Genomic DNA, 13239 nt, shown 5'->3' with positions numbered 1-13239 from the left:
GGAGGCGGTGAGAGGGTCCATGGGGCGACGCTAGCGCAGGCCGTCCACCGGCGCGATGGGCGTCGGGGGTCCGCAGCGCGGCGCCTTCACATAGCCGTCGCCCGCCGGGTCGATCCGCTTAGGCAGGGCGCAGAGTTCGGCCAGCGCCGTCTTGTCGCCCTTGAGATAGGCGTTCCAGAACCGAACCGTCTCGGCCTTCACGATCTCCATCTGCGGCGGGTCGATCGGCTTCAGCTGGCCGGTGACAAGCCGGCGGCCGCCGAACAGCGCATGGTCGGCGCCGTCGAGGTAGATCAGGTACTGGTCGGCCCCAGAAATCGCCTGGTACGGCGTCGTCCGTTCGAACGGCGTCTTCTCGAGGTCGAAGGGCGTCGAGTCCGCGCTCCCCGTGAAGTGGAGCATCGGCGTCTTGATGCGCGCGAACGCCGCCTTCGGATCGTCGCCCCGCGGCTTGTTCGGGCTGTAGGCGATCGCCGCCTTGATCCGAGGCTCGGCATAGCGGGTCTCGGCCGGCGCCGAGGCCAGCCGCTGGCCCACGGCGGTCAGGGTCGACAGCGCGCCGAACGAGTGGCCCGACATGCCGATGTGGGCCAGGTCGACCTTGCCCTTCAGCGCCGGGTCCTTCGCGATCTGGTCCAGGGCGAAGGGCAGGTCGCCATAGCGGCCCTGCGCCGCCTCGGCGGTCATGCCGGCCCGGCCCGCAGCCACGACCCCCGCCTCGGTGGCTGGCCGGCCGCCTCCGCCCAGGATGCCGCTGTCCGACCCCGCGTGCTGCAGGGTCACCACGACATAGCCCGCCTCGGCTACCGCCTGCAGGATGTAGGTCGAGGCCTCGCGGTTGCCGCCCAGGCCGTGGCTGTGCACCACCACCGGGAACGGCCCCGCGCCCTTCGGCAGGTACAGCTTGTAGGGCACGATCCGTCCGCCCCGCGCCGCGTCGGTCCATTCGCCGCGCACGACGTCGACCTCGACGGCCTGGGCCGCGAGCGGCGCCAGAGCCAGCGCCGCCGCCAGGATCAGCCCCCGCAGTCTCACCACTTGTACCGCAGCTGGGCGCCCCAGGTGCGGGGCAGGTTGTAGCGGCGCACGTCGCCGGTGGCCGACGGGGCGTGGAACACGAGGTAGTTCTCCTGGCCGGCGTTGTTCACGAAGCCCGTCAGATCGAACTGCTGCCAGGTGACGCCGGCGCGCACGTTGAACAGCACGTAATCGTGCAGCAGCGTCGTCTGGTTGGCCTCCTGTACGCCGCCCTGCCGGGCGCTGCCGTTGATGTTCACATAGCCGCTGACGTCGTCGGTGATGTCGCGCCGGTAGTTGACCGTGAACGTCTCAGTCCACTTGGGCTGCTGCGGCTGTCGGAAGCCATCATAGCGGCCGGCGGTGACCTTGCCGCCCTGCCGCGAGCCGCCCACGGTGACCCGCAGGTTGCCCCCGGCCAGTTCGGCCCGCGCCGTGGCCTCCAGTTCGATGCCCCACAGCCGCGCGGGACCGGCGTTGAACGCGTACGAGGTCGCCTGGACCGGGCACGCGGGGTTGTTGGCGCGGCAGCCGTTGTCGCCCTGGATGACGAGGTTCTTGTACTTGTTCGAGTAGGCGGCGCCCGTGACGTAGATGCTGGGGCCCAGGTTGCCCTTGAAGCCGACCTCGTAGGCGGTGACCGTCTCGTTGTCGAACTCGGGCGGCGGGGCCAGCGCGGGATCCTGGCGCGGGTCGCCGAGGTTGCCGTTGAAGCCGCCGGCGCGATAGGCCGAGCCGACCTTGGCGTACAGCAGCATCAGGTCCGTCGGCTTGTACGACACGGTGGCCGTGTACGAGACGTTGCTCTGCGTCCGCGACCCCGTCGGGTTGACCGCCGCGCCGACGACCGGGATGTCGGACACATAGAGGAACTGGCGTGCCAGGAAGTCGCGGTCGTCGTGGGTGTAGCGCAGGTCGCCCGAGACCTTCAGCTGCTCGGTCAGGTCACGGTCCACCGAGCCATATACCGCGTACGACGAATAGCGCGACCGGCCGCGGGTGATGGTGCCGAAATTGTTGCTGGCCGCCGTCGGCGACTTACCCAGGATGTTCGAGGTGGTGTCGTTGAGCAGATACCATTCGCCGCCGGCCACCCAGTTGAAGCCGTTCGTCTCTCCGACGAGATGGGCGTCGTAGTAGCTGATCCGGGCGTAGTCGATCTGGTCGCCGCCCTGGTTGTAATCGGCATTGCGGATGGCGTTCAGCCCCGCCGCCGACACGCGCCCCGGTATCGCCAGCAGCTCGTCGAAGAACGGTCGGGACAGGGCGTCCCGGTCGTACTGGTTCTGGCCGTGGCGGGCGCGCAGGTTGACGATGGTCGACAGCGTCGCCCAGCCGAGCTCGGTCTCGGTGGTGAATTCCAGGTTGCTGAGGCGCTGCTTGCCCGTGGAGTCCGTGTTCCACGGCGTCCGGTACTTGTCGGTGAAATAGCCCTGCGGGAAGTTGGTGTTGGCGAACTGCACGACCTGATAGACGAGGCCTGGGACGCGCTCGTTCGAACGCTCCAGCATCAGGTTCGCCGTGAACGGGCCGCTGTTGTAGCGGAGCTGTCCCCGGAAGAACTGCCGGTAGGTCGCGTCGGCGTACCGGTCGATCGTGTAGAGGTGGTAGAAGCCCTTGTCCTGGTCGCCCAGGGCGACGCTGAAGCGGGTGGACCAGTTCTCGCTGATGGGCAGGTTGGCCACCACCTCGACTTCGCGCTTCTGGTGCGAGCCGACGGTCCCCAGCACATAGCCCTCGAACTTGTCGGTCGGCCGGGCCGAAACGACGTTGATCGTCCCGCCCGAGGCGTTGCGACCGCCCAGGCCGCCCTGCACGCCGCGCAACACCTCGACGCGCTGGATGTCGAACAGGTCGATGCCGGTGAACGTGCGCCCGGCCACGTTGCCGCCGCCGATGTACGCGCCGTTCCGGAACAGGCCGACGCCGGCCTCGGCGTTGGTGGCGCGCGACGTCCCTGATCCCCGGATCGAGACATCCGACGTCAGGGCGTTGGACGTGTTGGCGAAGTTCACGCCCGGCGAGTTCGAGAGCAGCTGCTGAGCGTTGGCCAGCCCGCCCTGCGCCTGGATGTCCTCGGCGCCCAGCGCGGTGGCCGCCACGGGCACGTCGCGCAGGCGCTCCTCGCGCTTACGGGCCGTGACCAGCACCTCCTCGACCTGGCTGTCGTCCGAAGCCTGCGCCAGCACAGGCGACGCGATCGCGCAGCACAGCGCCACGATCGACGCACGCGCTGCCAGCATCCGTTGGTTCATGTCTTCCCCCTCACTCACTCGCCCCTTGAACGGAGGGCTTTCGGTAGATGTTTATTCCCACCGCTTCAGTAGGAATAAAATTGCGCCGCCCGCAGAATTTCTGGATTGCCCGGTCCCGACCGACGGCCGTTACCGAAGCGTGACAGCCATCTGACGCTATCGGCGGCGAACCGCGATTTCCAATGCCTGCGGGGCTTGGAGCCATAGCGCCTTGTCCCCTTGACGCGCGCGCGACGCGGGCGGGACTGTGGCTCATGACCGCCATGGATCGCCGCCGCTGGCTCGCCGCATCGGGCGCTCTCCTGCTGGCGCCGGCCGCCAGGGCCGCGGAGGCGCGTGTGTACGACTACCTGTTCCTCGACCTCGGCGCCCCGCCCGGAGCGCCGCCGACCCGCGCCTTTGCCGACCATGTCCGCGCGGCCGGCCTGGACAAGGCAGGCGGAACGCCGCTGGGCCTCTTCAGTCCGCAGATCGGCTGGCACGCGCGCCAGGCGGCATTGCTGGTTGGCTGGTCGCCCGATGCGAACGGGCGGGACGCCGCGATGGCCGCGCTCGCGAAGGCGCCGGGCGTCAAGTCCGTCGAGCGCCACCGCCTGCAGGCGACCGCGCGGCCCTCGCCCACCGACCGGCTCAAGCCCGGCGGGATCTATGTCCACCGCTGGTTCGTCATCGCCACCCCGTCGCTGCCCGAGTTCATCGAGCTGTCGACCACCGGCTGGCGCGACTTCGAGGCTCGCTTCGACACCAACATCTTCGGCCTGTTCACCGCCGAACAGACCGCCGCCGACAAGGCCGCCGGCCAGACGCGCCTGTTGCTGCTGACCCGCTACAAGGACCACGGCGTCTGGGAAGCGTCCCGCAACCCCGACACCGCCGCCATGGCCGCCTTCCAGCGCCGCCAGCTGATCACGCGCGACACCTGGAACGACTCGACGCTGCTGGTTCCGTTGTAGGGCGCGACCTCAGACATGGCCCAGAGAGATCACACGTATCGTCCGGAGTGCGCCATCTCGCTCAGGTGAGCGCAGGCGTCTTCAAACAACTCCCGCACGTCCACCGCTTCTCCGCGCTCAATGCGCTTGGAGATCATCGTCAGAGGGTAGCTGTAGACTGAGGTACCCGGCCAATTCAGCGCGGGATCACAGCCATACTCGTCCTCGACGGTCACCCAATCCAGCATCAGCTTCTGCGCGAGAGCATCCCCGAGGGCGACGCCCAGGGCCTGAAGCTTCCATGTCTCGCTCGGTTCAACCCAGCCGTTGCGAACAATGGCGTCGACGACGCGTAGCTTCCCTTCCAGGGGTGCATAGCGTTCATGCAGCTGGTCGCCAAAATGACCTTTGACCCACTCGCGGGCCGCCTCAATGCGCTCGCGTTCACTTGCCCTGAGCGGCGGAGAAGCATCCTCGTGCATGTAGAAACGATGACTGTCGCGACGTCAAAAATCCAGGCTCAAGCCTACGGCGCGAAGCTCGAACGGCCCTGAATGCCCCAGCGGCCGTCCACCCGCGTCACGATGTAGATCGAGTCGAACCCGCCGATCACGCTGCCGTCCTTGCGGTAGCGGTTGAACCGCGTGTCGATGTGCACCTTGTCGGCGCCGGCGTGGATCACGTCACGCCGGGCCCAGGCCGAGTGGTCCCAGTCGGCCAGCGCCCCGGTCGTGAACATCTCGGGCTTGTGAAAGCCGGGGTTGATGATCGTCACCTTGCTGGACGCGAAGCGCACGTGCGGGAAGTTGAACGTGGCCTCGTAGGCCGGGATGTCCCGGGCGTTGAAGGCGGTCATGAACGCGTCCAGCCGCCCCTGCGCCGCGGCGATCTCGGCGGCGAACTGGGCGTGCTCGGGCTTCACCGCCCCCGCCTTCACCGGCTGACCGGCGGCGTCCGTCGCCGCGGCCATAGCGATCCCGGCCCCGATCAGGGCTTCCCTGCGGCTCACCATGCTGTTCCTCCAAACTCTGTGGGGCCGCCGCTCACGGCAGCAGGCCCTCGGTGTCCAGTGGCCATTCCTGCTCGGGCGAATCCAGGTCGAGCAGCTGGGCGGCGTTGTGGCGCCACGCGCGGATCATCTCGCCGCACCAGCGGATGAAGAGCTCGTCCTTCGCCGGATCGCCCTTCTCGACCCAGTAGGCCAGGGCGTCGTTGCAGAACGAGATCATCGGCTCGAGCGACAGCTCCAGCAGACCTGGGCGCTGGCCCCTTGGCGGCGGCGGATCGGGGTACCAGAGCAGTGATCTCAGCCGCAGGCCGGTGCGCAGCCGCAGCGCCGCATGGCTGGCCTGATAGGCCGGGTTCTGGTCGCCATGGCGCACCAGCAGAATGAAGCCGTCCTCGAAACTGCGCGCCGCCGCCAGCGCGCGGCGCATCCCGCCGCCATAGCCGGTCCAGGGCTTGGCGTCCTGCAGCTTCAGGCGGCGCACCGCCTCGGCGAAGATCGCCAGGATCAGCGCGTCCTTCGAGGGGAAGCGCCGATAGAGCACCACCTTGGTCACCCCGGCGGCGGCGGCCACCTGTTCCATCGTCGCCCGGGCCAGGCCATGCTGACGGAACACGCCTGCGGCCACCCGCATGAACTGCTCGCGGCGTTCGGCCTCGCGCTCGGTGACCGGCGGGGCGGGATCGTTGGCGGCGGTCAGCGGCTTGGTCAGGGTCGAACTCCGGGTCGGGCGGCAAGCTGGCACAGGCCCGCGCCCGTCACCACGCCATCGCCGAATAGCCAATGGCTATGTCAGGGGTACAGCTTCACCAGTTCGCCTTCGATCTCGCGCGTCGACTGTCGCATGCTGGTCCACTGCGCCGGCACGTTGGCCTTGTCCCAGGCTTCGATCTTGGCCTGCAGGCGCGCCACGACGTCCGGCTGGTCCTTGGCCAGGTTCTTGGTCTCGCTGGGGTCGTCCTTGAGGTTGTAGAGCATCACGAAGCGGCCCAGCGGCGACATCTTGGCCTGCACCCCGTCGGGCGTGATGCTCGAGCCCGTGCTCGCCTGCTCCGAGGGGTCGGCGCGGTTGACCATCCACATCTTCCAGTCGCCGTCGCGGATGGCGAAGTTCGGGCCCGAGCGCCAATACAGCGTGGGGTTCGGCGTCGCCGCGTTCTTGCCGGTCAGGTAGGGGATCAGGTTCACGCCGTCCGAACCCTTGGGCATCGTCGCGCCGGCCAGCGCCGCCGCCGTGGGGGCGATATCCAGACTGGACACCACCCGCGTCTCCACCTTCGGCGCGATGTGACCCGGCCAGGCCATGACGAAGGGCACCCGGACGCCCCCCTCCAGGTGCGTGCCCTTGTAGCCGTTGAGCGGCGAGTTGGTGCAGGCGTCGCCCACGTAGCCGGCGCAGCCGTTGTCCGAGAGCAGGACGATCAGCGTGTCCTTCTCGAGACCCTCGGCCTTCAGCTTGGCGCGCACGGCGCCCACGCTGTCGTCCAGCGCCGAGACCATGGCGGCATAGACCCGCTGCCCCTTGTTGGGCACGTCCTTGTAGCGCTCGATGTACTTGGCGGGGGCCTGCAACGGCGTGTGCGGCGTGGTGTGGGCCAGATACAGGAAGAACGGCTTGTCCTTGTTCGCGCCGATGAAGCGCACCGCTTCGTCCGTGAAGGCGTCGGTCAGATATTCCTTCACCTCGACGGGATCGCGGCCCCGGGTGATCGGCGAACGCTGACGCAGGACGACCATCTGCTGCGCCTCAGTCCCCGACCCCAGGCCGCCGCCGCCCTCCGCCGTCCCGTAGGTAGCCTCGGCGCCGGGCGGGGTGTGGAACTCGTCGCCCGGCCTGGTGTCGACGATGAACGCGTTCGCGCCGGCCGTCGTGCCGAAGTACTCGTCGAATCCGCGCGCCACGGGGTGATAGTCGCCCGACTGACCCAGATGCCACTTGCCCACCATCCCGGTGCGATAGCCGGCCTTCTGCATCACCTGGCCGATGAAGGTCTCGTCCAGCGAGACGCCGCCGTTGCGGTCGCGGCCTACCGGATTGAACTCGTAGCCGAAGCGGGTCTGGTAGCGGCCCGTCAGCAGCGCCGCCCGTGAGGGCGCGCAGACCGGATGGCTCACATAGCCCTGGGTGAAGCGCACGCCGTCGCGCGCCAGCGCGTCGATGTTGGGCGTCTTGACGATCTTGCTGCCGTAGACGCCGGTATCGCCATAGCCCAGGTCGTCGGCCAGGATCACGATCACGTTGGGCTTGCGGGCCGGCGCGGCGTGGGCGGGCATGGCGGCCAGCGCCAGGCCGAGGGCGGCGGTGGCGACGAGGGTCTTGCGCATCGGTTGAACTCCGGTTTGCCCTGAAGCTAGCGGGAACGGCGCGCATGATCTGCACAAGCCTGCGCGGCGATGCTATAGCCTCAGGGCATGGAGCTTCGTCACCTCGAACAGATTCTGGAGATCTGCCGCGCCGGCGGGTTCTCGGGGGCTGCGCGAAAGCTCCAGATTTCCCAGCCGACCCTCTCGAAAAGCATCGCCCGTCTCGAGGCCCAGCTGTCGCTCAAGCTGTTCGACCGCAACGGCGGCGCGGCGCGTCCCACCGCCTACGGCGCGTTTGTGGCCCAGCGCGCCGAGACCCTGCTGCAGGGCGTCGCCGCCCTCTCCCGCGACCTGGAGCAACTGGCCCGCGGCGAGGAAGGCCGCGTCCGCATCGCCGTCGGTCCCGCCTCCCGCCTGAAGCCCCTGCCCGAACTGCTGCGCCGCATCGCCATCCGCTTCCCCAAGCTGCACGTCGAGACGATCCAGGAGACCGGGCCCGGCGTGATGAAGGCGCTGCACGACGGCCGAGTCGACATGGCCTTCGGCTACTCCGAGCATGCCGCCCGCTACGGCGAGCTGATCCGCAAGAAGCTGTTCGAGGACGCCATCGTCCTGGCCGTCCGTCCCGGCCACCCGGCCCTCGCCCTCGCCGACGCGGGCCCCCGCGAGCTGCTGGCCTATCCCTTCGCGCTGCCCAACGTGCTGCCCGGCGTCGAGCGATGGGCCGGCGACATGACCCGCGAGGAAGCCGACAACCTCCGGGCCTTCGTCAGCGACGACTATGCCCTGATCATCCAGCGGGCGATCGACACCGACACCATCGCCATGGGCGCCTCGTTCCTGTTCGAGCCTCAGCTGCGCGATGGCCACCTGAAGATCGTCTCGTCCACCCTCGACGTCCCCTACGCCTGCTGGATGCTGACCACCGCCGAGCGCTGGCGATCGCCGCTGATCAAGGCCATGGCCGAGCTGTCCAAGGCCGCTGTTACCCAAAACCCCCGCATGGCGGCCGCCTGATAGCTGTCAGCTATGGTGGGGCGCGCCAGGCTCGGCCATATCTGGTCCGCCCCATTGCGCTGCGAGGTCCCGCATGTCCCGCCTGATCGCCATCCTCCTGCTCATCCTCCTGCCCGCGACGGCGAAGGCTCAGGCCTTCGACGGCCTGCGCGTGGTCTTCTGCGGGACGTCCGGGCCCCTGCCGATCGCGGGTCGCGCCAAGCCCTGCACGGCCGTCCAGGCCGGCGGCGCGCTCTATCTCGTCGACATCGGTCCCGAGGCCACCGAAAACCTGATGAGCTGGCGCGTGCCCGTCGCGACGGCCAAGGCGGTGTTCATCACCCATCTCCATTCCGACCACATCGGCGACCTGGGCGAGTTCAACATGCAGAGCTGGGTCGGCGGCCGCGCGCAGCCGCTCACCGTCGTCGGCCCCGCCGGGGTCGACAAGCTCGCGAAGGGCATGAACCTCGCCTACGAGGACGACCACCGTTTCCGCAAGGCGCACCACGAGCACGGCGCCACGTTCGACCTGCCGACCGGCCTGCTGCAGCCCAAGGTGGTCACCATCGCCAAGCCCGACGGCGTGGCCGTGGCCTGGAAGGACGGCGACCTCACCGTCACCGCCATCCGCGTCGCCCACGATCCGATCGACCCGGCCTTCGCCTACCGTTTCGACTACAAGGGCCGCTCCGTGGTCATCAGCGGCGACACCCGCAAGTGGCCGCCGCTCGCCACGGCCGCCAAGGGCGCCGACGTGCTGATCCATGAGGCGCAGAACAACGCCATGACCCGCCAGATGGCCGCCGGCCTGAAGACCATGGGCAACGCGCGGCTGAGCTCGATCATGGCCGACACGGTCACCTACCACACCGAGCCGGTCGAGGCGGCCGACCTGGCCCGCGCCGCCGGCGTGAAGGCCCTGGTGCTGACCCACCTGACCCAGGCCGGCCTGCCCATCTTCTCGCCCGAGACCTTCGCCAAGGGCATGGAAGACGGCGGCAAGCTGGACTGGCGCCTGGCCAAGGACGGCATGACAATCGAGCTTCCGGCAGGCAGCAGCGACGTGCGTTTCGGCGCCTACTGACGCCGCACGAAGGTTTTACTGGCCCGGGCCGCCGAAAGGTTGGAAGCGTCACGGGCTGTGCGCAGGGTGAGGCTCCCCAACCCACGGAGCCCCCCATGCCCACGATCGCGGTCCAGCCCGGCGTCGATATCTTCTACAAGGACTGGGGCTCCGGACAGCCCATCGTCTTCAGCCACGGATGGCCCCTGTCGTCCGACGATTGGGACGCCCAGCTGATGTTCTTCGCCAACCACGGCTACCGCGTGATCGCCCACGACCGCCGGGGCCATGGCCGCTCGACCCAGACGTGGGACGGCAATGAGATGGACACCTATGCCGACGACCTGCGCGCGCTGGTCCTGGCGCTGGACCTGAGGGACGCCATCCACGTCGGCCACTCCACCGGCGGCGGCGAGGTCGCCCGCTACCTCGGCCGCCACGGGACCGACCGCGCGGCCGCCGGCGTGCTCTTGGGCGCGGTGCCGCCCATCATGCTGAAGACCGACGCCAACCCCGAAGGCCTGCCGATGGAGGTGTTCGACGGCATTCGCGACGGCACGCTCAACGACCGCTCGAACTTCTTCAAGGTGCTGCCGACCGGCCCCTTCTACGGCTTCAACCGGCCGGGCGCGACGGTGAACCAGGGCCTCATCGACAGGTGGTGGCTGCAGGGGATGATGGGCGGGATCAAGCCGCACTACGACTGCGTCAAAGCCTTCTCCGAGACGGACTTCACCGAAGACCTGAGGAAGATCGACGTGCCGGTCCTGCTGATGCACGGCGACGACGACCAGATCGTGCCGATCGCCGACTCCGCGCTCAAGGCGATCAAGCTCCTGCAGAAGGGAACGCTGAAGGTCTATCCCGGCTTCGATCACGGCATGGCCGCCACCCATCCGGACGTGATCAACGCCGACCTGCTGGCCTGGCTGCAGGGCAAGGACATCGGCGCGACCGCCTGACGCGTGCGAATTGTGGCGGCGGCGACATTGCGTCGCCGCCATCGACGTGGAACCTGACGCTCTCACCGTCGGGGAAAGTCGTATGCGTTCGAGCTTCTGGGTCGGCGTCCTGGCGTTCGGCGCCTGCGCGTGGCCCGCGGCCGCCTTCCAGCCGCCCCCCCCGCCCGAGGAGGTCTATGTCCGGCCGCAGGAGCCTCGCGGGCCCCCGCCGCCTCGGGCTCAGTTGTTCATCAGCCCCGCCGGTCAGCCGTTCCGCGCCCCGCCCGACCAGCCCTACCCGGTCGTCGCCTGGTTCGCCCAGGCCGACGCCGACCACGACGGGCGCCTGACCCGCGACGAGTTCCGAACCGACGCCGAGATCTGGTTCAAGGCGCTGGACGCCGACGGCAACGGCCAGCTGGGCATGATCGAGGCCCAGCGCTGGGAAGAACAGCTGGTGCCCGAGATCGCGCGCGACGCCCTGGGCGGCGGGCCGCCCGTGGGCCGCCGCGGCCCCCCCGGCCGCAACCAGGCCGACCACCGCCATCAGGGCGCGGCCGTCTACGGTCTGGTCAACGAACCCCATCCGGTGCGCGGCGCCGACGCGGACTTCTCGATGAACGTCAGCCCCAAGGAATGGCGCGCGGCCGCCGATCGCCGCTTTGCGGTCCTGGATCCCGACGGCGACGGCGTGGTCCTGGCCATTGACCTCAAGCCGACGCCGGCCCAGGCCGTTCCCGGCAAGGACGGTCCTAGGCCCGAGCGCCGTCCGCCCATAGGTCAGAGGAGGCCTTCATCAGGCGGATGACGAACTGAACGCAGCCGACGTCGTCGCCCGTGGCCGGGTCGGCGATGACGACGTCGTACCAGACGTTCTCGGCCTTCGGACTTTCCGTCAGCCGCAGGATCCTGGTGCGGCCCACATAGTCGAGGCCGGCCCGCAACGGCCCGCGGTACTGGCGCACCTCGAGCGACCCGAACAGCCCCACCGAGCTCCCCACCTTCGACAGCACCCGCGAGCGCGCCCCATGCGCCAGCCGGACCAGATGCGACGGCGGCAGGACATGGTCCTCGCTGTAGAGCCGGTGCGGTTCGGTGATCCGCTCCAGCGAGCTCTGGAGGTCGGCCACCTCGACCCGCAGCGGGATGTCGAACACCTCATCGCCCACGGCGTGACCGGCCAGGATGCGCAGCCGCCCGGGCTCAGCCGGCGTCTGCATCGGCAGCTTGCGGGCCAGCTCGGACAGCGAGTCCGGCGCGTTGGCGCTGGCCGTGCCCTCGCAGATCTTGGCGCCCGCCTCGTTGAACATCGAAAGGCGCGCGCGCCCTTCGCCGAGCGTCACGACCGCCCGCACCTTCTCCGCGTCGACGGTCGCCTGGGTGAAGTGCAGCGACATGTCCCCACGCTGGAACCAGCGCTCGCCGTAGATCTCCAGCAGCATCGGCACGAACTGGTCCATGTGGACCGACCCCGGCACCGTGCCGCCCTTGAATCCCAGCTTCGAGGCCACCGCGTCGTTGTGGATCGACCCCGGCGCCTGCTGGAACGCATTGCGCGGTACGCGGAACTCTCCCGCCAGTTCAGTCACGGCCATGGCGTCCTCCCTATTTTGGTTGGACGCATCCTGACTCCGAACCGGACCTTCGAAAAGCGCCGCAGTCGCGACCCGGCCCGCGCAGCGGGCGATCCGCCCTCGAAGGGACCACGGAAGGACACCGAGGTGAAGCCGCGCTTCCGTGGCCTTCCATGTTTTCCGTGGTCGATCAAAGGGAGAGGCGTCGCTTCGCGGCCTCGAGGTAGCGCCCTACTCGATCAGCCCCAACCGCTTCCCGACGATCCGGTCCATGGTCCGCTTCGGCAGCACGTACTCGCTCATGAACACCTGCATCGGGCTGGGCGAGACGGTGTAGCGGACCTTGGGCTTGGGCGTCGTCAGGGCCGTGTGGATCACCTCGCCGATGCGTTCCGCGGGCAGGCCCGAGCGGCCCAGCTGCAGCATGTAGCTGCGCAGCCGGTCGAGGGCGGGCGCATAGACGGTGTTGGCGTAGCGGCTGGTGTCGGTCTCGTCGGCCTTGTCCCAGATGGGCGTGGCCACGGCGCCTGGGGCCACGACGATCACGTCGACGCCGAACGGCAGCAGTTCCCGGCGCAACGCCTCGGACAGGCCCTCCAGGCCGAACTTCGACACGTTGTAGGGCGCCATGAACGGGTTGGCCGTCTTGCCGCCGACCGACGAGATGTTGACGATCCGGCCCGGGTCCTTCGCCGTCGGCGAACCGGCGCCCAGCAACGGCGCGAAGGCCTGGGTGGCGATCACCACGCCGGTCAGGTTCACCTCCAGCTGCTTGCGGAACTCATCCACCGGCAGGTGGATCAGCGGCCCGGCCACCGCGATGCCGGCGTTGTTCACAAGGCCCGCCAGGGTCGCGCCGCCCAGCGCCGCCTCAACCGTCCGCGCCGCAGCCTGTGCGCCCGCTTCGTCGGTGACGTCGAAGATCAGTGGGGTGAAGGCCGGACCCACCTCGGCGGCGACGCGCTCGGCGTCAGCCGCCTTCCGGACACTGCCGAACACGTGGAAGCCCTTGGCCGCCAGCACCTTCGCCGTCGCCAGCCCGATCCCCGTCGAGACGCCCGTTACGACGACCGCCTTGCCTGCCTGAGCCATGTGTTCCCCGCCCGATGTTGCCCGCGTCTAAGGTGGGGACAGCGCGGCGGACGGCA

At 69.1% G+C, this 13239-nt stretch carries 13 protein-coding genes; 5 read left to right on the top strand and 8 right to left on the bottom strand.

Features of this window, described 5'->3' with window-relative positions; all coding sequences use genetic code 11:
* Positions 1-30: 30 nt before the first annotated feature.
* On the bottom strand, positions 31-1035 hold the full coding sequence (locus tag ACQ66R_RS20210; RefSeq protein WP_430424914.1) for an alpha/beta hydrolase family protein: 1005 nt from the start codon (positions 1033-1035) through the stop codon (positions 31-33).
* Positions 1032-3272, bottom strand: coding sequence for a TonB-dependent receptor (locus ACQ66R_RS20205; RefSeq protein ID WP_430424912.1), 2241 nt, complete (start codon positions 3270-3272; stop codon positions 1032-1034). Before ACQ66R_RS20205 ends, ACQ66R_RS20210 begins: the two co-directional genes overlap by 4 nt.
* A gap of 254 nt (positions 3273-3526) precedes the next feature.
* Here ACQ66R_RS20205 and ACQ66R_RS20200 point away from each other — a divergent pair, with 254 nt between their 5' ends.
* Positions 3527-4225: a hypothetical protein gene (locus ACQ66R_RS20200; protein WP_430424910.1), complete on the top strand. Its 699-nt coding sequence runs from the start codon at positions 3527-3529 to the stop codon at positions 4223-4225.
* A 29-nt stretch (positions 4226-4254) separates the two neighbouring features.
* On the opposite strand, the gene ACQ66R_RS20195 is transcribed toward ACQ66R_RS20200, so the two are convergent.
* From ACQ66R_RS20195 to ACQ66R_RS20180, 4 genes are read right to left on the bottom strand one after another with little or no spacing between them, the layout of a single operon-like run.
* On the bottom strand, positions 4255-4686 hold the full coding sequence (locus ACQ66R_RS20195; RefSeq protein WP_430424908.1) for a DUF3806 domain-containing protein: 432 nt from the start codon (positions 4684-4686) through the stop codon (positions 4255-4257).
* Positions 4687-4730: 44 nt separating this feature from the next.
* Positions 4731-5216, bottom strand: coding sequence for a hypothetical protein (locus tag ACQ66R_RS20190; RefSeq protein WP_430424906.1), 486 nt, complete (start codon positions 5214-5216; stop codon positions 4731-4733).
* Positions 5217-5247: 31 nt separating this feature from the next.
* Entirely contained in the window at positions 5248-5955 is a 708-nt protein-coding gene (locus ACQ66R_RS20185; protein ID WP_430424904.1) for a TetR/AcrR family transcriptional regulator, read from the bottom strand.
* Between the two features lie 47 nt (positions 5956-6002).
* Positions 6003-7535 (bottom strand): sulfatase-like hydrolase/transferase, encoded by a 1533-nt coding sequence (locus tag ACQ66R_RS20180; protein ID WP_430424902.1) that lies wholly within the window; start codon positions 7533-7535, stop codon positions 6003-6005.
* Positions 7536-7622: 87 nt separating this feature from the next.
* On the opposite strand from ACQ66R_RS20180, the gene ACQ66R_RS20175 reads away from it, so the two are divergent.
* The 4 genes from ACQ66R_RS20175 (at position 7623) to ACQ66R_RS20160 (ending at position 11325) form a co-directional block, all read left to right on the top strand.
* Complete coding sequence (locus ACQ66R_RS20175; protein WP_430424900.1) at positions 7623-8531, top strand: LysR family transcriptional regulator; 909 nt, start codon at positions 7623-7625, stop codon at positions 8529-8531.
* 73 nt (positions 8532-8604) lie between these two features.
* A complete protein-coding gene (locus tag ACQ66R_RS20170; protein ID WP_430424898.1) occupies positions 8605-9597 on the top strand; it encodes an MBL fold metallo-hydrolase in 993 nt (330 codons plus the stop codon).
* Positions 9598-9692: 95 nt separating this feature from the next.
* On the top strand, positions 9693-10538 hold the full coding sequence (locus ACQ66R_RS20165) for an alpha/beta fold hydrolase (protein ID WP_430424896.1): 846 nt from the start codon (positions 9693-9695) through the stop codon (positions 10536-10538).
* 82 nt (positions 10539-10620) lie between these two features.
* On the top strand, positions 10621-11325 hold the full coding sequence (locus ACQ66R_RS20160) for a hypothetical protein (RefSeq protein WP_430424894.1): 705 nt from the start codon (positions 10621-10623) through the stop codon (positions 11323-11325).
* Here ACQ66R_RS20160 and ACQ66R_RS20155 read toward each other — a convergent pair.
* Positions 11270-12112, bottom strand: coding sequence for a hypothetical protein (locus ACQ66R_RS20155; RefSeq protein WP_430424892.1), 843 nt, complete (start codon positions 12110-12112; stop codon positions 11270-11272). The genes ACQ66R_RS20160 and ACQ66R_RS20155 overlap by 56 nt on opposite strands.
* Positions 12113-12322: 210 nt before the next feature.
* Positions 12323-13183: an SDR family oxidoreductase gene (locus ACQ66R_RS20150; protein ID WP_430424890.1), complete on the bottom strand. Its 861-nt coding sequence runs from the start codon at positions 13181-13183 to the stop codon at positions 12323-12325.
* Positions 13184-13239: the final 56 nt, after the last annotated feature.

The sequence above is a fragment of the Phenylobacterium sp. genome, from assembly GCF_965284355.1.
Taxonomy (GTDB): domain Bacteria; phylum Pseudomonadota; class Alphaproteobacteria; order Caulobacterales; family Caulobacteraceae; genus Phenylobacterium.
This window is presented reverse-complemented; position numbering and strand designations above follow the sequence as displayed.

Coding starts and splice junctions, on each gene's coding strand:
- ACQ66R_RS20205 (WP_430424912.1), bottom strand. CDS start 3,272: ATGAACCAACGGATGCTGGCAGCGCGTGCGTCGATCGTGGCGCTGTGC.
- ACQ66R_RS20200 (WP_430424910.1), top strand. CDS start 3,527: ATGACCGCCATGGATCGCCGCCGCTGGCTCGCCGCATCGGGCGCTCTC.
- ACQ66R_RS20195 (WP_430424908.1), bottom strand. CDS start 4,686: ATGCACGAGGATGCTTCTCCGCCGCTCAGGGCAAGTGAACGCGAGCGC.
- ACQ66R_RS20190 (WP_430424906.1), bottom strand. CDS start 5,216: ATGGTGAGCCGCAGGGAAGCCCTGATCGGGGCCGGGATCGCTATGGCC.
- ACQ66R_RS20180 (WP_430424902.1), bottom strand. CDS start 7,535: ATGCGCAAGACCCTCGTCGCCACCGCCGCCCTCGGCCTGGCGCTGGCC.
- ACQ66R_RS20175 (WP_430424900.1), top strand. CDS start 7,623: ATGGAGCTTCGTCACCTCGAACAGATTCTGGAGATCTGCCGCGCCGGC.
- ACQ66R_RS20170 (WP_430424898.1), top strand. CDS start 8,605: ATGTCCCGCCTGATCGCCATCCTCCTGCTCATCCTCCTGCCCGCGACG.
- ACQ66R_RS20165 (WP_430424896.1), top strand. CDS start 9,693: ATGCCCACGATCGCGGTCCAGCCCGGCGTCGATATCTTCTACAAGGAC.
- ACQ66R_RS20160 (WP_430424894.1), top strand. CDS start 10,621: ATGCGTTCGAGCTTCTGGGTCGGCGTCCTGGCGTTCGGCGCCTGCGCG.
- ACQ66R_RS20155 (WP_430424892.1), bottom strand. CDS start 12,112: ATGGCCGTGACTGAACTGGCGGGAGAGTTCCGCGTACCGCGCAATGCG.
- ACQ66R_RS20150 (WP_430424890.1), bottom strand. CDS start 13,183: ATGGCTCAGGCAGGCAAGGCGGTCGTCGTAACGGGCGTCTCGACGGGG.